We start from the raw sequence: 19,268 nt of genomic DNA, 5'->3' as shown, positions 1-19,268 counted from the left end.
CGGCTTCGGGTGCTCCATCGCCAATGGTGTCAACGGCACCCGCGCCCCGATCACCATCGGCTTCTCTCCTAGCTGCGTGCTACTGGAACGAGCCACCTCAACCAGCGGAACGGATCGCGACCATCCGTTCATCGAGGCCAATCGAGACGACATTCGAGCCTGGGCAGCCAGATGTGTGAGCCCGGTGTCGGGTTGTGGCGAGCTGAGTAGGTGGCCTACCGCGCTCTGCAGCCGGAAGAGGTGATGAGGTGCCTCTCGCTTGGCCAGCCAGGGAAGTCTGGCCAGACGCAGGATGGCCGGCCACTGGATTGTCCAGCTTCGTACAGAGACGGCGAACCACCGTCGCGAGCTATCCAACAGCGACGCCTTGTCGTTGCTGTTCGTACCGAGACTGCTCGCTCCGGACCTGCGCCGAGAACTCGGAACGAACGGTCTGGACGAGCTCTCGTGCCTGAGTGGCGCCGATATTGAGCCGGGCGCGCAAGGTGGCCGCGGCAATCGGCCTCTGGTGAGCCGCGCGATGAGTTGCGTCTTCCTGTCGGGCCCGCTGCAAGAGTTCCTCCGGCGACCGTTTCCGCGCAGCGCGCCGAGCGCGCTTCCGCCGGCTGGCTATGGCGTGATCGGCGTCTGGACGAGCCGTATGGGCGTCTGGTTCCTCCCGCGCCTGCATTCCTGACTGTTCGACGCAGGCACGATCGACCCCCGTCGACGAACTGACTTCGGCGACCGCTTGCAGCAAGCCGGGGCCCACTTCAGCCCAACCGATCAACAGCAGCGGTCCGACGGCATCGAATGCCGCCTTTCCGTACTCACCCGCTATGAGCGGGTCTGCCACGTTCAACGCCAAGGTCACGCCGCTGGCGAAGATGAGCAACCGTCGAGCTGGCCGTAGCCGGTCCACGGTGGCACCTGCGAGCGACAAATACCCTATGCCGAGCAGGAGTCCGAGGATCGATAGATCAACCGCAGGTGCGACCAGCGGGGCGATCCAGAGGGGCACTCCGAGGCGAAGAGCAAGGTTCAGGACATTGCCGAAGCCGAACAGAAACGTCAGCCCGACGACGACGCCCATGATCACCGTGACCGCCCTGAGGACGCGAGCCGGATCGAGCTGCGGGGCAGTCAGCTGGCTGAGTTTCGTAGTGGCCATCAGAGACCACCCGGGGCGTTGACCCCGAAACTGCCCTCGATCACCAGCATGCCGCGCGAGAACCGCTCTTCAGCTGCGCGACCGTCTGCCTGTAGCGCTGCTCAGGGCGCGGGCCTGCGCCGTGCGGAAGCCATCATGAGGCATCACCACGCTGACGGCGGCGACGCCGATCAACTCCGACTGTCGCGGAAAGCCGCAGCTCACGGCGGGTATGAGTTCGTGTAGATGCTGTACGAACCTCGCCGGGGGCACCACGCCTCACCAGGCGAAACAACCGAATCAAAATCCACCGCGCGGCCTTTGGCGCGCGGGGCCCGGCGGCCACCCGGAACTCATATCTCCGGGACGCCTGGACCGACACCAGGACGCGCGACCACCGCCCGCTCCAGGGGCGCGGAGCGGGCACGTTGGGCGTATGTCACGACGGTCGTCGGGCGGCCTGCAACGCCCCTGCGGCTCCGGGTTCGACTCCCCGGTTGGTCTGCACGTCGTCTGCTCCGCTGGTAGACCCCGACGACGCGCACGCTGCCGAGAACCTTCGACCAGTCCACGGGGGAGCGGAAGGACGGCGACGCACTTTTCCTGCAGTGCAACATCTGGCGCCAGGCAGCGGAAAACGTCGCAGAAGCCTCACGCGGGGAGAGAGGATCCTGGTCACTGGTCGCCTGAAACAACCGTCGTTTGAGACCGAGGAGGGCGAGAAGCGGACGGTGGTTGAGGCCGGAAGCGAGCCCGGCCAGCGCGCCTACCTCGATCCTCCCGCGGTTAACTCGGGGTTGGGCCTTAAGAGAACGGCTCTCCGTCGTCGCTGATGCCTTGATTGTTCCGACCCTGGGTCGTGATCAACTCGGCGCGGCATCCCTTATCCCTGACAGGTGGGGTTCCTCGAGGGGTTCGGGTTCGGCAGCCGGTGTCACATCGGCCTGGGGTGGTGGGCGATCTTGAGGTTGCGGTGGCGATGGTGGTTTCTCAGCGGCTTTTCGTCGTCGCCGGATGAAGAGGCGAGCAAGACGGCGTTGTTCGGCTTGGGCGAGCGTGTCTTGCCGGTAATAGCTTGCGGCGGTGTAGAACGAGTCTGGATGCTGCATGCGGGCTCCGAGGTCGGGCCTGTGGACGCGAATGAGGGCGCGCGGAACCAGGGCATGGCTGGACATGCCCTAGGAAATGACAGCGCGCTGGGGTAGGCGCGCCCGGACAGGTCGGTTGCCGGTCGGGCGTGCGGTGCGGCGCTGGAGGCGAGGATGTACCGGACTGGGACCGGCGCCTTCTAGTGGCAGAGCTGAGTGTTCTAGTGGGTTTCCGTGGCGGGCGTTGGGTTCTCCGCGGTGCGCGAGGACTCCGGCGCGGTGTCCCGTGACCTGGTGTCGTGTGGCCGGTAGAACGCGGTGAAGAGGTCGGCGGCCGGTTGCTCCGGGTCGTGCAGCGCGGCGAGCTCAGCGTGGAGCGCGATGATCTTTTCGACAGCCAGGTCGAAGTTCTCTTTGCTCAGACGCAGGTATTGGAGCCGCATGTACCCGCCCGCGCCCTCCGGGGCGGCCTCGACCTCGGCCAGGGCGTTGCGCATGAGGATGTTGCGCTGGCCGGGCCCACTGTCGGGGAGTCCGATCGTGCCCACCAAGCCGTAGTAAAGCTCGGTGACGCCGCGCACCTTGCGGTTGTCGACCACCTGGATCAGACCCGCCTTGGCCAGCACTTTGACGTGGTAGTTCGAGCTGCCCTTGGCGATGCCCAGACGGTCGGCGATCTGCGTGACCGTGGCGGGCTGGTCACGCAGGACCCGGATGATGCGATGGCGCACCAGGCTGCCGAGGGCGTGGAGTTGCTGGTCGGTTTCGACGCGGACAGCAACATCGTCGGTGGGGCCCGCTGCGGGTTCGGTGGCCATGGACCCAATGGTCAATATTTGTAGACCGTTTGTCAAGGAGCCGGATCCTGCTGGCCTGGGCCGAACAGAGGCCGGCCGTTGTTGCGAGGCCGTCGGGTTGTACCTGGAGGAAGGTTCCTACGCGGCCGCCCAGATGATCGTGCCCCTCTTGGTTGCCTCGTTGCTGGCCCAACTGACGTAAGCCCCCTGTACTGCTGAAGGTCATGGTCGGGTCGCACGGGGGGCCGGGCGTGCTCGCGCGGCACACCCGGCGCCCACTACTTGCGAATACTGGGGTTATGCAGCCAGATCGGGGATGCGGCTGTTGAGAAAGCCGACCAACTTGCGCTCCGCTTGCGCAAGTCGCTTGTCGCAAGCGCGCTTGCTCAGGCCGCGGCGACTGGCGGCGGCTCCTGGTTCTTCGCCATCGAGACAGATCTCCGACACGAGCGCCGCCTCGTCCTTGGTCAGCACATTGTTCAGCACTGCGCCAGCGAGAAGGAGGTCGGCGTTGCCGGCCGTACTACGTCGCCAATGGCCATCGCCAAGCTCGTCGACCTCCTCATAACGCGCAATCCGCTGAAGGTTGCGATTCTCTCGGTTGCACAGCTCGTGGCCTCGCCGGAAAGCGCCCCAATACAACTGCGAGTACACCCTGGGTTGATCTGGTTCGGCAAGGTCCAGTGCCTCGAAGAATCCTACGAGGATCTCTGAGTGAAGATCGATCTTGTTGTTGTGCGGGTACCGTGGACTCAGTTTTCTGGCAATGCCCTTCAGGCCAGGGCACATCATGCCTGCCGTCGCCGTCATCCACGGTTCTGGCTCCATGTGGGCACGGCGGACGAGTTCTCGCCACACCGCCTCCTTGGTCAGCCATGTGGTCCGCGGTTTGAGCAACAGATTTCGAAGTAGGTCCAAGGGCTGCGGCTGAGGCGGGATGCCACAGCCGAGGACCGCCCCGTCGAGCGTGAGTGCGTTGGGCTGAGCGGCCAGTTGAAGGAATCGATGTTCGATAACATCCAGATCCGACCGGGAGTGTTCATTTTCCATGCTTACTGCTTCCTTCGTCAGCAGTGCTGCTTGATCCCCCTGTTGTGATATACGTAAACGAGATGCTCGTCCTCGCTCGAATAACCCAAAGAGAGTAGCCGGCGACGGTGAGTGCAACGCTCCGCGATTGAATGATTACAATCGGGGTTGTTTGGTTCTCGATTCATCTTCGGTGAAGATGATCGCCGTGGAGTGAAGTGATCGTAATGGTAAGAGCTTTTCTCTGGGCGACTCGCCTATCGTTGATCTTTGCTGTGGTGGTCTCGCGGTCCGTGCACGTGGACAAGGCTTGACTTCAAACGCCTCGTCGAGTGCGCCGACAGCTGCTTCAGCGGACGCGGGGCAGGTAGGCGGCAACCTCGGCGATGGCATCGAGGGTGTCGTGGTCGAAGCGGCTGCCTGCGGCGTTCTCGGCCTCGGCGATGGTGACGGTGTTGCCATCGCGGTCGCTGCCGTAGCGGAGGCCGGTGAACGTGACGTTGGCCAGGTCGAGCAGTCGTGCGCCGAGCGGGGTGATGTCACCGGTGCCGTGCTCGTCCATCAGCGTCTGGAACTTCCTGGCGTCGTTGCTATTGACTAGCCCAACCCACACCACGGACACCACCGCGATGTTGCCGGTCTTGTCGGCCACGGGGAACAGCATCCGGTCAAGGGACTTGCAACGGTGGCGGGCGAAGAACTCCCGCACCTGGCCGTAGGAGGCGGTGACGCATTCGGCTTGTTGGCGGGCGGTGCGGCGGAGCTGTCGCAGCCCCATGCGCTGCCACGCCCCAGCTGCATCACCTCGACGGGCGGCCTTCTGGCCTTCGCTCTTGCGTGCTCGCAACTGGAGCGATGGTGAGCTGCCAGCTTGGGCGGCACCGACCTCACTGGCGGTGGCACCGCCGCCGACAGAGATCGCTCCTCCGCTGGAGGCGACGATGCCCAGGGCGACCGCGCCGACCACCAGCCCGCCCTTGCCCTTGCCTCGGATGGGTCTGACTCGGCCCTGTGCGTCGGTGTAGAAGTCGGTCACTTTCGCCCCTAGTCGTTCGGGAGTAGGTCGTGGCCGTTCCAGGTGAAGCGGGCGGTGGTGACGGCGTCGTCGCCGTCGGTGCCGGTGATCAGCTGGTGGATGCTGATGCCGCTGAGCTCGGAGTAGACGCACCACTCGTGGTCGGACGTGAGCATGAGGTCGAGGTCGAGGAGGGACAGCAGGTCGAACACCTGTCCGCGGTTGGTGGTGTCGACGCCGACGAAGACCTCGTCGAGCAGGATGACGCGCGGTGCGGGTGGCGTTGCCTGGTAGTGGGCGGCGACGGCGGCGAACAGGGGGAGGTGCAGCGCGATGGCCTTCTCGCCGCCGGAGAGGGCGCCGTGGAGCTTGCGGGTCAGCAGTTGCCAGCCCGCGCCGTTGGCGCGGTCGACCTTGACGACGAACTGGTGCCACGCCGTGTAGTCGAAGACCTGGCCGAGTTGCTGTTCCCAGCTGGTGGCGGTGTCGTCGGCCTTGGCCTGTTCGATGCGGTCGCGGAAGAATCGGTGCAGGGCCTCGCGGTCCGCCTCGTTCAGGCCGGCGGGGTCCTTGAGCAGGAGGTCGCGGGCGGCTTTCGTGCCTGCCGGCAGGTCGGGGGCCACCTGCCAGACCAGCCGAACCGCCACCTTGGACGCTGTCCGCACGCGCTCCAGGCGGGCGTTCATGCCGTCGACGAGTTCGTTCGCCTGCCTGATCCGCGCGGCGAGGTGGCGTCGGATGTCCCCGGTCAGGGTCTGGTCGAACAGCGCGCGTTCGCGGTCGGTGATCTCGCGGCGGCTCTCCTCGGCCTCGGCGCGGAGGATGGCCAGCAGCTCGGCGGCACCGACCCGGATGCCGTCCACCACGGCGGTGAAGACCTGCACGTCCTCGTCGGTTTCGAGGTCGAGGTCGGCGCGGGACTTCAGGCTGTCGCGGCACGAGTGAACCGATTCCAGGAGCCGGTGCAGCGCGTCGCCGATGTTCGCGGTGGAGTGGGGGATCACGGGCCAGGCGGCGGCGATCAGACGGGCCGCGTCCAATGTGGCGCGGACACCTTCTGAAGCAGCGAGGGTCGCTTCGAGGGTGGCGAGGTCATCGACTCCGCTGTCGGCGGGGAAGACACCGGCGGTCAGCCTGCGGAAGCGCGTCGCGGCGGCATCTCGTCGGAGTCCGGCCGCTTCGTGGGCCTCAGCGTCGTTCTTGTGCTGGACCCGCAGTTCGCCGAGCTTGGTGGCGAGTTCGGTCACGCGTGCCCTCGCCTTGTGCTGGTCCGCGCTCAGCTGTCCCAGCTTCCTCCGCAGTTGGTCGATCTCGGCGAGCACCTCGTGGTAGTCCACGCCGAAGGTGCTGTCGATCGCGTCGAGCGTGGCAGCCAACTGGTCGCGCTCAGCTTCGGCCCGCGCGGCTTCGGCTTCGCGTTCGGCGGCGATGCTTTCTGAACGGAGCGCCCGTTCGGCCATGTCATGGAGATGCTGACGGGACGAGATCAGTTGGCTGTGTGCTTCCAACCAGCTCTCGGCCTGGTCACGGAACGAGCGGGTTGCCTTTTCCAGCGCCTTCAACGCCGCGCGGTCCGTTGGCACGTTGTGCTCCGCGGCCACCCTCGTCAGCTCACGAAAAGCGCGCGTCGCCATCTGTTCTCGTGCGGTGACGACGTCGAGGCGGGATTGGACTGCTGCGTCGGCGGCGGATCGCTGGGATTCTCGCCGTTTGACGGTGTCCGCGGCTTCGTTCGCTGCCGCATGGCTCGGCCGTGCTTCGCGCTCGTCGCGTAGCACCTGGCGTCGAGCTGCCAACGCGGACAGTTCGTCGTTGAGCGATGCCAAGGTGGCGTCGTGCTCTGCGACGAGCACTGACAACTCGTCGACGCGGCGTTGCCTGGCGCGTTGGCGCGCGAGCGTGCCGATGTAGGAGGCGTGGTCCTTGGCCCAGCTTCCGGAAAGCGAACCCAAGCGCCAGGTTCCATCGCCGCTGATCGCCACGAGTGCGTCGGGAAGCTCCTCCCCGTACGCGATCGAGCCCAGGAGGCGGTTCACGACTTCGGGCCGCAATCCGGTGTCGTGTTCGGCCACGAGCACGTCGGCGAGGGAACGGCCCCGCACCGGCGGCAGCGCGTCGGGATCGGCGAAGACGTCGTGCCCTTCGATCTCACCGCGGCCGCCGACCCAGGCGTCGAGCAGACCGCTTCCTTCGAGAGCCGCCTCGATCGCCGCCGCCGTGCGATCCGGGGTCGAGTCGGCGAAGTCGACCAGCCGCCACAACGGAGCCCCGGTCATCGCCGCGCGATCGGTGGTCCTGGTGGCCGGAGCGACCGGCGGCACGTCCCGCTCGGTACGCAGCCGCGCCAGCTCCTCGGCCGCCTTGGTGCGCTCACGGCGAGCCGCGTCGACGGCCGCGGTGGTGATCGCCTTCTGCCTGGCGATGTCTTCCAAGATCGGGGTCGCGGCCGTGTCGACGGCCGCGATCAGCGCCGTTTCGGACTCCACGTGGGCCACCAACGCGCTCGGGTCGGTGAAGACCAACTCGTGGCAGCTCGCGGCCCACTCCAGCAGCTGCGAGCTCAACGCGTCCAGAACGGCCTCGTGCTCGGAGATCGCGGTCGTGAGCCGGTCTTGAGCCTCTGCGAGGCGGCTCCTGGCGTCGTCGAGATCGCCCTCGGCGGAGGTGCGTCGGTCGACAGCACGTTCGTGTTCCGCCACCGCGTCCCGGACCGCGTCGAGCTGCTCCTGCCTGCTCCGTATCGCGGCGCTGAGCAATGCCCGGCCGGCACCGGGGCTGGTTTCCAGCTGCGCCAACACTTCGGCGTGGACGCTCGTCAAGCCAGCGCGTGTGGCCGCGCTGCGGGTCTGGAGTTCCTGGCCTCTGACGGCTTCAGCCTGCTGTGTCGCTGTTCGCTCGGCTGTCTGCCTGACCTCCTCGTCACGCATCGCCTCCGATCGCTTGCTGTCGGCGTCAGTACGAAGTCGTGTGGCGGTGACACCGGCTTCGGTGGTCCTGCGACGCAACCGGTCGAGTTCTTGCCCTTGCTTGTACTCCTCGCTCTCGACCAGTCCCGTCTTGCGTGCTTCGATGGTCTCGATCTCCGCGGCGAGTTCCTCGACCTCGTTCTCGCTTTTTTCCTTTTCCTGGGCGGTTTTCTCGTACTGCTCAGCGGAGATCCGCGCGGCTCGCGCCAGGTTGTCCAGCTCGGTGGTCGCCGAGATCATGTTCGCGGCGCTTGCGCGGAGTACCCGCTGCGCGTAGGTCCGCTGCCGAGTCGCCAGCGTTCGGGTCGCGGCCACCTCCTCTTCCAAGGACTTGAGCCGTTCCCGTTGGGCGTCCAGCCGTTCGAACCCCTCGGCGAGGTCCGCGATCTCCTGCTGCCCCAACGGTGGCAGCGCCTTGGAGAGCAGGTTCGACAACAGGCTGGGGTCGAGTCGCTGTGACAGCTTCGGTGTGCGCAACTGGAGGAGCGCGGTGATCAACGCGTCGAAGCGCTGCTCGCTCAGCCCGGGGAACAGCGTGGTGCGGACCTCCGTTCGGTAGTCCCCGGCGTTGTCGTGGACGACGCCGTCCGAGCCGAGGCGGTCCACCAACGCGTTCTTCGTCAGCGGCTGGTCCGCCTGGTTGACAAGGGAAAGCCCGTCGGGACCGATGCGAAGGCTCGTGGTGAAGTAGTCGGGGTGCACCGCGGTCGTGTGCGCGCTCGCCTGGAGCCGGGCACCACAGGTGAACCACCGCTCCGGCTCGCCGGGGAAGCGGAACTCCATCCACACGTACCCGACGCGGGTGGTACCGCTCGCTCCCTCGCCCATGAGGTTCCAGTGCATCGTTCGTTCGCTGGTGCCGAAGGTCGAAAGCCGGTTGGCACGGAGGTTCGCGTCGTACAGGAACGGCAAGAGCAACTCCAGGGCCTTCGACTTGCCGCTGCCGTTGGGGCCGCGCAGCAGCAATCGGCCTTCGTGGAACTCGAAGACCTCGTCGAAGTACCGCCAGACGTTGAGGATGCCCGCGCGGCTTGGCATCCACCGCGCGGTCCGCGCAGCCGGTTCGTCAGCGAAACGGTGTGGGAGTTCGGTCACCGTCATGGCGTTGCCTCTCCGGGGTCGGTAGTCCTGGGGGCGTCGACGGCATACCGGGCCGCGGCTGGGAGGGGCCGGACGATGCCGCCTTCCCGTTGAGCGAGGCCGAATGCCGTCAAGACCGCGACGGCGTCGGACACGAGCCGGCGCGCACCGTCTTCCTCCTGATATGTCTTGGCCCAACGGGGAAAGCGGGCAAGCAGGTCCTCCACCTGGATCTCGATCTGCTCGACGGTGAACGGACCGGTGAGCGATTCCAGCAACAGCAGCGCTGCGACCTTCGCGTTGCCGGCGTCGTCCGGGAAGCGGCTGTCGGTGGCGATGCCGTCGACGTCCACCAGGAGAATGCCTTCGGCGCGTTCCTCAAGGACGAAACCGCCTTGCTCCGCGGCACGGCGCAGCAGCTGCCGGCCGGTCGGGGAGGCGAGGTAGGCGCGCTCTTCGGGGAGGAGGTCATCGAAGTACAGCACCGGATCGTCGACGAGACGGCGGAACACGGAGTGCCGCAGCCAGAGGTTGCGCTGCACCTCGGACCGGGTGGCGGACTCGTCGTCGGCACCGGAACCCAGGCCGTACCGCCGTTCGTGCGAGATGGCGGCGAGCAGCTCGTCGAAGCGCAGCGCCACTTCGTCGATCGGTACGCCGAGCTGTGAAGGCCCAACCGGAACCGCCAGCAGCCGCAGCAACAGGGTGGCGTCGATCCGGTACAGCACCTTGGCCGATGCTGAGTCCACAAAGGACTCAGTCGTGCCGTCGACGGTTTCCACGACGCCGTAGGACTCCAACAACCGCAAGACGTCGACGAAGGCCATGCGCTCAGCGCGGTTGGCGGTGTCGAAGGTCGGCACCACCTCGTCCGTCGCGGTTGCCTGGCCGACCCGGTCGGCCAGCAGGCCGATCGTGGTCACCGGCACGGTGAGCAACTCGGCCGCCGCGACGCACAGCAGCGCGTAGCGACGGCGGTCGAACGGCGCTCGGCCCGACCGCCGCCGCCTGGCCGGTCTGGTCGGATCGGTGGCGGTGCGCACCTTGACGAGCCGGGCGTAGCCGAGCCGGGGTTCGACGGTCAACGTCCAGCCGCAGTAGTAGGCGAACCACTGCCGGACGGGTTCCCGTCGCCTGCGGATCAGGTCGAAGGCTTCCGGTTGAGCTCGTTCGGTGATCAACGGAGAGGCCAGCAGCCGCCGGATCGCGTCGGCCACCTCTTCGCGTTCCGCGGTCACCAACTGGTTGGTGAGCTTGGTCATCGACTGCCTCCCGAGGCACGCCGTGAGCGCGGTCCAGGGGCCCGGATCTCGATGTCGTAGTCCGGACCGCGGAAGTGCCCGCGGGCTGTGGTGAGCGTCGCGGTCGCCCCATCGCGCGGTGGCCGCAGCAGGATCTCGACCCGTCCGTCGGAGGTGGTGCCCCGCCGGGTGCCGCTGTGACCGGGGGTCGCGCTGAGCGCCCGGCCCAGCAGGTCCAGCAACCGCTCGAAGACGCCGTGATCCAGTGATCCGAAGGAGGACAGCCGGACCCGTCCGCCCGTGCCGAGCATGTCCCACGCGGCTTCCAGCTCCGCACGCTCGGCTCGCGCCTGTTCGGCTCGGGCCGCGCGCACCGCCGCGACCTCGCGCACCTTGCCCGTGCGGCTGAACCGCTCGGTCCGACCGCTCGCCCTGAGCAGCGGGGAGACCGCGACCGGCGGTGCCTGGGACCAGGACGACGACGGGCTGATCAGCTCCGGGTCGGGGTGTGCCAGGTGGGCGTGGCGGGCGGAACTGAGCCCGAAGGCGGTCGACCACAGCCGGTGGAGGTCGTCGTGCGCGGGAACGACAGTGAACCACCTCGCGAGCTCGCGGAAGTCGGTGACCGCGCTGCTGGCCCGCCGCCGTGACTCGGTGATGCGGTCCAGCACCTGGAGCAACGCGATGATCGCCTTGCGCGCCACGACGTGCAGCTGTTCGACCCGGGGCGGTGTGCCGTCGACCGGCAGGAACCAGGTGCGCAGGCCCTCCCACTTCGCGCGCCGGTGCTCCAGCCAGGCCGGCCCCGGATCGGTCGCGGACAGCCGCGGCAGGTCCGCGCCTGCCAGCGCGCGCCGCTGCATCAGCCCGACGCCGTGCTCCTCCACCCGCTGGACCCGGACCGCGATCGTGTGCGCCCGGTGCTCCAAGTTGGTGAGGAACTCCTGGAGGTAGGCGACAGTGCTGGCTTTGACCTCGTGGAACGTGGTGACGTTCGCGCCGTCGGCGCGCAGCAACCGCTGGAGCTCACCGTTGAACTGCTTGGTGTTACCGCGCAGGGCGTCGAGATGGGCCTCGAGTTCGACGAGCGTGCTGAAGATCCGCCGGTCGGTGCCGGTTTCCAGTTCCTGGATCAGGCTGCCCAGCCGGTCGGCGATCGCGTCGAGCACCGCCGTCTGCAACGCGCCGGTCGCGGCGAGCACGCCCATGGCGTGAACGACACCGGCGAACGCGGCTTCGCCTTGGCGAGTAAGGGAGTACTGGAGGTTGCGCCGCTCGTACTCGTCGGCCGTCCGGTAGTTCTCGGAGTGGTTCTGGACGACGTCGACGAGGTTCCAGTCGCGCAGCTGCGCCAGGGCGGTGGTGAGCTCGTCGTCTTCGAGGGCTTCGAGCCAGCCCACCGAACGCAGCCGGGCGCGGATGTCGAGCAGGCTCAACGCGGTTTCGAGCCGTTCGTTCGCCTCGCCGAAGGCGTGCAGGACCGAGACGTAGAGTCCGGCCCGATCTCCACTGGTGAAGCGGAACATCTCGGGTGGGACACGGATCGGACCCATGCTGCCTCCCGGTGGTTCCCGGCCACGCTACGGGACGGTGCCGACGATTCCGGGTCCCTTGCCGCCCTTCGCTTTCGGCAGCTGCTGGACGATCTCGTCCAGTAGGGCGATTGCCAAACGCTCCTCGGGAACGGCACGACCGACTTCGCTGAGGTGACCGGCGAGGCCCGGGTCCCACGGCACGGGGGTGACCCGGCCGACAGGAGGCCCTTCGGTGGCCGCAGCGAGGTAGTCCGCGCTGTTCATCCGCCACGGGGTCGCGCCGGTCCGTGCGATCACGTTGGCGGCGATGCGCAGTCCCTCGCCGTCGAAGTCGCCGTGGTAGCGCAGGACCGATCCTGCTTCGCGCAACCGGTTGAGCAGGAGCACTCCGGCGCTGCTCGGCCACCCCGATGTGCAGACCAGCGGTGGGCAGTGCGACCCGAACCGGTCGAGGGCCACGGCCAGCACGCTGGGGTTCTCGAAAACCCACACCTCGGGTGGAGCACCGGTGAATGCGGCGGGTGCTCGCAGCTGTTGCAACGTGAGCACCGCCGCGACGCCGTAGGCCGCGCAGAGCCTCAGGACGCCGCTCATGACGTCGTCGCCCGCCAGCGTCAGTCCAGCGACGAGCACTGTCGAGGAGAGCTGGTCATCGGCGATCCCGGCCCGCTCCCACAACGCCCGGCGTTCGGGTGCGTCGATCGGAGCCGGGACGCCGTAGATGGCGGCAAGGGCTTTCAGAACGAGGTTCGCTCGACGCGTGCCCTCGTCGAGCGCATGGGGATCGTTGAGGACGTCGTCGGCGAACGCGGGCAGCGGCTGTCCGGCCGCGGGCAATTCGGCGAGCACGTTCAGGACCTTGCCCAGCTCCTCCTTCGTCCGGAGGATCGAGCCGTCGATGAGCCCCGCTCGCCGAACGGCGACCGCCCATTCGGCCAGCGCGGGCTGGGCCGAGATGACCGGGTGAGTCGTGAGCCAGTCCCAGAGCTCGGCCCGGGCGGCCGCGGCTTCGCGCCGCTCGGCCGCGCGATCGCCGATCGGTCCGATGGCCTGGGCGACGAAGTCCCTGGTGTCGCGACCGGTTCGCTCCAGGAGCACTTCGTCGAGCCGCTCCAGGCTGATGTCGGCCCTGTCGCCGGGCAGCCGCGCGGATCCGAGCAGGTCCGCGAGAGCGGTCCGCTGATCGAGGTCGAGCGGGCCGATCCGAATCCGGCTGACCGGCCGGCCGGTTGACAGCCGCGCGTGCACCGCCTGCCAGATCGGCTTGAGAGCGGGCGAGAGCAAGGGATTCACGATGTGAGCCAGCATAGGCAGCAGTCCGAGTGAGGTGCTTTCCTTGGCTCCCAGGAGGTTCAGGCAAAAACCTGCATCGGTGAAAGTCACCCCGGGTTCGGCCCACGGTCACCATCGCCGATCGGGAGCGTGGCGCGAGCGGCCGCAGGGGCGGGCACACATCAGATTCGGGCGGGGCCACCTGAGGGGGCGCCCGGACACCGGACGAGCAAGCCTGACAGTTTGTCTGTGTTCGAGTCGAGGATGGGGCGGCACCAGAACCGACTGCAGGACAAAGACCTCCATGCGCGAAACGCCGGAGGACCTCACACAGCTGGGCCACGAGCGGATCATCCGGGCGTTGGACTTTCGTTCCGCTGCTTCTGCGCAACACGGGCGCCACGAACGTCATCACCGACCTCGCGGTCACCTCGCTCGATCCCACCCGGCTGTCGATTAGGTGGCTGCCCCGCGAGCGCCGTTGTGTCGAAGAATTCACTTTCAGTGGGATTTCACGGGGTCGACCTGGCGTGCGTGATCACCAACAGTGAGAACGTGAGGTGCCCGTGCGAGCAAGATTTGTTTTGGGTCTGGCTTCCGCAATTCTCCTTGCGGCGAGCGCGATAACGGCATCGGCCGCCGAATCGGCCCCTGCGGGTGAACCGTGCGGCGTCTTCCACAAATGGTTTCCCGATGGCTACGAGTACGACAACCACACCGCGCCGCGGGGCTCGATACCTTCGAGTGCGGGCGACGACTTCGACAAAGTCGGTCGGCTGCGACCCGCACCCGCCGACGCCGCACGTCTGAACCCGTTGCGGGCAACGTGCGCGTACTCCTGTCGATCCCTAACCTGACCGAGAGCGACCTGTTCACGACTGCTTGCTGCGGAGCCCTGAACCGGACGGTCACCGACGACGAGTTGCTGGAGCTCCTGACAGCCCTGTTGATGGTCCATCGCCGTCGTGACGCCGCCCAACTTCGGCCGTGATCAGCAGCGAGGTCAGTTGCACAGTGACAGCGGACCATCCCCGCTCGTGCAGCTGTCGGTATGCGGGCTCAGGAAGCGGGCTTGTCGGCGGGGTGCCGAGCAAGCCGGCTTCGGCGAAGGCGGTGTTGTCAGCTGCCGTAGTTCTCGGCGGCCTTTCCGTTGGCGGCGAACTTCGCAACGGCGACGAACTCACCGGCGCTTCCTGCGACAAATGCCTGAGCGGCCTTGTTGAGCACGACGCCGACCACGGAGTGGGTGCCCTTGCCGTAGGTCGCCGTGGTGGCCCCGTTCCTGCCGTAAGTGGTGTCGATTCTCCCGGAGGTGGTGAGTCGGGTAAGCGCGAGGCCGGTGCCGGATGTGCCGGCCACGACGGTGCGTCCGTCGGCTTGCACGGCCACCGCGGTGGCGTTGCCGGTGACGGTGGTTGTGACGATGCCATTGGTGCCGTAGGCGGTGTCCAGCTTGCCGGTGGCGCTGTAGCGGCTTGAGGCGAAAGATCCGTTGTGGCTGTAGGCGATTACCGCGCGACCGCTGCTGTCGAGGGCAAGGACAGTGCCGCTGCTCGGGGTTGCGGAGATCAGTTTGCCCGCTGTGGCGAACCGGCTGTCGAGTGTGCCGCTGGTGGTGTACTGCAGCAGCGCGAACTGGTGTGCGCCACCGGCTTTCTGTGTCTGGCCGGTGATGACGATTCGCCCGTCCGCGCGCAGGGCGATGGCGTTCGCGGTCTCGGTTCCGCCGAGGTCGGTGCGCACCACACCGTTGGTACCGAAGCGTGAGGCGGGTTTGCCGTTGGGGGCATAGGTCGCGAGGACGATGTCGGAGTCTGTGTTGCCGACAACGACGATCTTGCCGTCGGCTTGCAGCGCGATGCCGACAGCGGATGCCGATCCGATCGGGATGCGCACGGTTCCGCTGCCGCCGAAGCTCGTGTCGAGTTTGCCTGCGGTGGTGTAGCGGGCGAGGACGAAGTCTCCTGCCGAGCTGCCGGCGACCACGACACGTCCCTCCGCCTGAATCGCTACCGCTGCGGCTGTAGCGCTGTTCTTGGTGAAGTTCGTGGTGGCCACGCCCTTGGAGCCCCACGTGGTGTCGAGCTTGCCGGCGCGGTTGTAGCGCAGAACGGCGAAGCCTTTGTTGCTCGTCGCAGCGACGACGACTTTGTCATCTGCCTGAATTTCGACTGCGGCTACGACTGCTCCGGCGAGTCGAGTTGTCGCCGTGCCGGTGGATGCGGCGTCCGCAGGAGCGACAAGGGAGCCGAGGAGGGCGAAGGAACACACCGAGAGAGTGAATGTTGGGTTTCGCACTGGATCACCATAGCGAGATGTCAATACGCTCGGCTCGTCGCAGGAATCACGTTCGACGACATGTCGCCGAACCGGGCGATAGCGTCTTTGCCTTCGAATGGGGGCGGGCGTAATGTGCATGAAAAACTTCTTCATATTCCGTTCGTTAACCCATCTGGTGATCAGGGGGTCGGTGTCGGTGTCCAGATCTCGAATAGCCATGCTTGGTATGACCTGTGCTTTGGTATTCGGCAGTGCCGTGTCGTGGACGGCAGTGACCGCGGTGGCCGATGAGGAGCCGAGAGCGGCTTGGCATCAGCCCGGCGACCGGCGCGGGGGTGTACTGGTCTTCGATGGCTTCACCGACAGAAACCTGTCCCGCGTCGGCCTGTTCAGCATGATCTACCACCTGCCCGGCCTCACCGACAACAAGTCCTGCTTCGGGGTGGTGTCGAACTCCAAATGGCCCAAGGAGGACTGGGACTACTTCGCCGCCGACGCTCATACCACCAAAAGGGTTCACCTTCGCGAGGAGCGTGAGTTCGATCCGGTCGGGCCTGTGGAGACGGTGCGGCCGAATGTGACAAAAGAGGTGAGTTCCGACCGATCGGTCACGCAGAAGTGGGAGTACAGCGCGGGTCTCTCCCTCGGGGGCGTGGGCCTGGTCGAGGCGATCACGGCCACCGGCGGGTTCTCCTACTCCAAGGAGGTGACCGTCAGCAAGGGGGAATCCGCCTCGGTGACGAACGTTTCTCAAACAGACGTTCAGGAATACTCCTACGGGATCTACCGTGACGTCTACGTCGTTCAGCAACGACCGTGGCGAGTCATGTGGGCACCTGAGAAGGGCTCCCCGTTTTTCGCGGGCGACGAGTTCGGCGCGGTCGCCCGGTGGTTTCCTGTACCGCAGAAGGGTTGCTACCGCACGGCACAGTTCTCCACCGTGACCGTCCCGAGGGCCAAGGGTTTCGGCCTGGTCGGTGAGTACCCAGTGGACCGCCAGCCGGTCGACTCGTGCAGGAACGCCGTCAACACCGACAACGCACAGGTCTTTCGGAAGACCACCACGGCGGGACTGCCCGTCTTCACACCGATCGGCAAGGTCGCCCGCGGCACCTGTTTCACCCTCAGTGGCGCCGAGCACAAGGCAACCGGTCAGCTGTTCACCCAAGTCATCAAGCTCGACAAGGTCAACGGCGCTTGCCCGGAGAACCCCGCGGCGTTGTGCGAGGAGAACCTGTGGGTCGACGACAGCCACATCTCCGACCCCCAAGTCACACCACCCCCACTTCGTTCCTGGGGCACGGGCACCGAGCTGAAGATCAGTAAGCAGGTGGACAAGGAGTGGAAGGTGCTGACGAACCCCGAGTTCAGTGACGTAGCGCTGATCAGGGATGCCAAGGACACCTGGACTCTGAAGCACTACTTCGACAACGTGTGGCGCCTGGCCAAAAGCAATACCCCCAACAAGGGGTATTGCTTGCACTGGGAGCCCCTCTCTCTGGAGATCCCCAAGCTCCGCGTTCACGCCTTGGATGACTGCGGAAGCAAATTCGGGTGGTGGCGAATCGAGTACGACACCAATAACCTCTACTTCCGGCTTCGTGACATGAACAACCTGTGTGCGGAAGCGACCACCACGAACGGGGTCCACAACGTCGCCACCAGAAAGTGTGCGAGGAACAACCTCGGTCAGCGATGGCAACTGACACGAGTCAAGTAGCCGCGTGCTCCCGAGTCGCCACGCCCGCTCCTGCGGGCGTGGCGGCTCAGGCCACCGGCAAAGCTCTTCAGACAGAACACTGCCTGCAAGCGTCCTTGGCAGCCCAGCAGACGCTCTGTTCGACGAGGTCCGAACCATCCCGCCACCGCACGCCAGCGGTGACGCTGTCGAGCGCTCTGGACCACTGCCCACAAGATCGGCTGGATGAGCTTTCTCGGAAAGCACAAGGAGATCCACCCCATCGAACATGTCCGACTGGCTGTGTAGGCATGGAAACCTGCTGCTCGCCGCGGCGGAGTGGCGCGAGTTCGCCTTCGCTCGCGACGCCGTCGAGTTCAGCGACTCGGTGCTGTCCAAGCAGATGGCGATGTTGCGGGCTGCTGAGTTGGTTGAGGTGCGCAAGGGCTAAGTCGGCAACCTGCCGTGGGCAAGGGCGCGTGCCACTTTCACGGGGTGCGTCCGGTTGGCCGGCATGTTCGGGCGCTGCAGACAACGCCGCCCGGGACTCGGACTAACCGCGTCCTGGCCGCCTGGCGATGCTTCCGGTTCGTCGCGAGGAGCGCCGTTGTGTCGAAGAATTCCCTTTCAGTGGGATTTCACGGGGTCGACCTAGCGTGCGTGATCACCAATCTGGATCAAGGTTTCCCGGTGGATCCTGCCCGACCAGGAGAAGTGCGTGAAGCCGGGCATCACCACCCCGGTCACCGGGCGGCCGAGGCGTTCCGGAAGTCGGCGTAGCGGCCGCCCCGGTACGGCAGGTCGTCGTGACCGCGGTCCGCCACGGTTCGGCTCGCTGTCGAGCAGGACGATCGGTCCTCGCGGCGCCGGGACTCACCGCGCCAGGAGCGTGGCTCGCTGAAGTGGCTGGTCGTGACGTGTGATCCGTGTTTCCATGCCGGCGTGGACATCGAGAGCGCCGGGACCGCGGCGGAGAGGTCAGGCCGCCGGGTCCGGCGGAGGAATGATGTCGACGTCGAGAAGTGTGTGGAGCTGCTCGCGGAGGTCCACCACGGTGACGGTTATCCGGTGAACTGGCCTGACCGGCCTGCCGAGTGGTTGTCGCAGGGTTCCTTGTTGCAGGCGTGGGTCGCTGAGCTCGACGGGCGTCTTGTTGGTCATGTCAGCTTGTCCCGCAGCGGAGAAGGAGATCTGGCCCCCGGCCTGTGGAGTGAGCGGAGCGGGACGAGTGTCGATCTGACCGCGGTGGTCAGCCGGCTGTTCGTTGCCCCGCAGGCCAGGGGGCATGGCATCGGCGCGCTTCTGATCAGCCAGGCCGTGGGGGAAGCGCGGCGTCGCGGTTTGCATCCGGTGCTCGATGTCGTGGCCTCCGACACCGCGGCGGCAGCCCTGTACGAGCGGCTGGGCTGGGAGTTGATGGCCACGGTCGATCAACGATGGAGCCCGTCTCAGGTGGTAACCCTGCACTGTTACGCGGCGGCACCGTGACGTGGCTGTGCACAGTCGACGGTGGCAACGGGGAGCCTCGTGTCGTATCTCGAAGGACAACGCGCCACTCCTGCGACAGCGCCGTGCTCGCACAGCTAGCTTGAACTCCACTGAGAACCCCGGCTCGGCCGGCCCAACGCGGCGATGGCCGAAGGAGCTTCGCTGGGCGAAGCCTCTTCAGCGCTGCAGGGAAGCGGAGCGCTAGGAAGTGTCACCGCATGGAAGCCGGTCGTGTCGAGTGGGTTCCGCTCAGCCGCGTCCCGGATTTGGCTCAACGGCAACAACTTCTCGGGTCACGGCACAGCCTCGGATCGGCGTGCGGTGAAGGTTATGCGGACGGGTCGTTGTCGGAGCGGCCGAGGTACCAGGCGGCGAGCTGGGCGCGGTTGATGAGGTGGAGTTTGCGATCTGCCCGTTGCTGAGCCCGTTGACCTCTTCGGTGGTGAGTTCTGTTCCGTCGGTGTAGGCGGCGCGGAAGGCCGTTTCGCCGATGGCGGCGACGATGCGCCGTTCGGCCAGCTTGCGTTGCCGTTGGAAGGCGACGAGGCCGCCGAGTCCGACGCCGTGCCGTTCTTGGAGGCCCGCGCAGCCGCCGAGCAGCCGTGCCGCGTCCTCGGGTTGGCCGATGCGGGACCGCCACCATGCGCCGGCCTCGCCGGTCCAGGTGGTG

Annotated in this window: 12 protein-coding genes and 2 pseudogenes; 5 read left to right on the top strand and 9 right to left on the bottom strand. The window is 66.6% G+C overall.

Annotated features, from left to right (window positions below):
* Window positions 1–349: 349 nt before the first annotated feature.
* Complete coding sequence (locus tag BLT28_RS17475) at window positions 350–1,150, bottom strand: hypothetical protein (protein WP_052407338.1); 801 nt, start codon at window positions 1,148–1,150, stop codon at window positions 350–352.
* A gap of 513 nt (window positions 1,151–1,663) precedes the next feature.
* Here BLT28_RS17475 and BLT28_RS42040 point away from each other — a divergent pair.
* Window positions 1,664–1,869: pseudogene (locus tag BLT28_RS42040) on the top strand (single-stranded DNA-binding protein); the annotation flags it as partial.
* Window positions 1,870–2,438: 569 nt separating this feature from the next.
* On the opposite strand, the gene BLT28_RS17460 reads toward BLT28_RS42040, so the two are convergent.
* The 8 genes from BLT28_RS17460 to BLT28_RS17425 form a co-directional block, all read right to left on the bottom strand.
* On the bottom strand, window positions 2,439–3,035 hold the full coding sequence (locus BLT28_RS17460; RefSeq protein WP_063766576.1) for an ArsR/SmtB family transcription factor: 597 nt from the start codon (window positions 3,033–3,035) through the stop codon (window positions 2,439–2,441).
* Window positions 3,036–3,311: 276 nt separating this feature from the next.
* A complete protein-coding gene (locus tag BLT28_RS40230; protein WP_156050946.1) occupies window positions 3,312–4,064 on the bottom strand; it encodes a hypothetical protein in 753 nt (250 codons plus the stop codon).
* 328 nt (window positions 4,065–4,392) lie between these two features.
* Window positions 4,393–5,079 carry a hypothetical protein gene (locus tag BLT28_RS40225; protein WP_052407337.1) on the bottom strand — a complete coding sequence of 229 codons (687 nt, stop codon included), beginning with the start codon at window positions 5,077–5,079 and terminating at the stop codon, window positions 4,393–4,395.
* Between the two features lie 8 nt (window positions 5,080–5,087).
* Window positions 5,088–9,125 carry a TIGR02680 family protein gene (locus BLT28_RS17445; protein ID WP_030429664.1) on the bottom strand — a complete coding sequence of 1,346 codons (4,038 nt, stop codon included), beginning with the start codon at window positions 9,123–9,125 and terminating at the stop codon, window positions 5,088–5,090.
* A complete protein-coding gene (locus BLT28_RS17440) occupies window positions 9,122–10,366 on the bottom strand; it encodes a TIGR02678 family protein (protein ID WP_030429663.1) in 1,245 nt (414 codons plus the stop codon). Before BLT28_RS17440 ends, BLT28_RS17445 begins: the two co-directional genes overlap by 4 nt.
* Window positions 10,363–11,898: a TIGR02677 family protein gene (locus BLT28_RS17435; RefSeq protein ID WP_030429662.1), complete on the bottom strand. Its 1,536-nt coding sequence runs from the start codon at window positions 11,896–11,898 to the stop codon at window positions 10,363–10,365. The genes BLT28_RS17440 and BLT28_RS17435 overlap by 4 nt, the downstream gene beginning before the upstream one ends.
* A 27-nt stretch (window positions 11,899–11,925) precedes the next feature.
* The gene (locus BLT28_RS17430) at window positions 11,926–13,173 is read right to left on the bottom strand and encodes a TIGR02679 family protein (RefSeq protein WP_231950813.1); all 1,248 of its coding nucleotides are present in this window, start codon (window positions 13,171–13,173) and stop codon (window positions 11,926–11,928) included.
* A gap of 1,098 nt (window positions 13,174–14,271) precedes the next feature.
* Window positions 14,272–15,423: an NHL repeat-containing protein gene (locus tag BLT28_RS17425; RefSeq protein WP_162184841.1), complete on the bottom strand. Its 1,152-nt coding sequence runs from the start codon at window positions 15,421–15,423 to the stop codon at window positions 14,272–14,274.
* A gap of 145 nt (window positions 15,424–15,568) precedes the next feature.
* Between BLT28_RS17425 and BLT28_RS17420 the strand changes: the two genes are divergently transcribed.
* The 4 genes and pseudogenes from BLT28_RS17420 to BLT28_RS42700 all read left to right on the top strand — a co-directional run.
* Complete coding sequence (locus BLT28_RS17420; RefSeq protein ID WP_162184840.1) at window positions 15,569–17,152, top strand: hypothetical protein; 1,584 nt, start codon at window positions 15,569–15,571, stop codon at window positions 17,150–17,152.
* Window positions 17,153–17,399: 247 nt separating this feature from the next.
* Window positions 17,400–17,561 (top strand): transcriptional regulator, encoded by a 162-nt coding sequence (locus tag BLT28_RS40220; protein WP_156050944.1) that lies wholly within the window; start codon window positions 17,400–17,402, stop codon window positions 17,559–17,561.
* A gap of 491 nt (window positions 17,562–18,052) precedes the next feature.
* On the top strand, window positions 18,053–18,598 hold the full coding sequence (locus BLT28_RS17415; RefSeq protein ID WP_030429659.1) for a GNAT family N-acetyltransferase: 546 nt from the start codon (window positions 18,053–18,055) through the stop codon (window positions 18,596–18,598).
* 221 nt (window positions 18,599–18,819) lie between these two features.
* Window positions 18,820–18,894 (top strand): annotated as a pseudogene (locus BLT28_RS42700) (NUDIX hydrolase); the annotation flags it as partial.
* Window positions 18,895–19,268: the final 374 nt, after the last annotated feature.

It is taken from the genome of Allokutzneria albata (assembly GCF_900103775.1).
GTDB lineage: Bacteria > Actinomycetota > Actinomycetes > Mycobacteriales > Pseudonocardiaceae > Allokutzneria > Allokutzneria albata.
The sequence above is the reverse complement of the archived record's forward strand: the minus strand, read 5'-3'. Positions and strand labels throughout refer to the sequence as shown.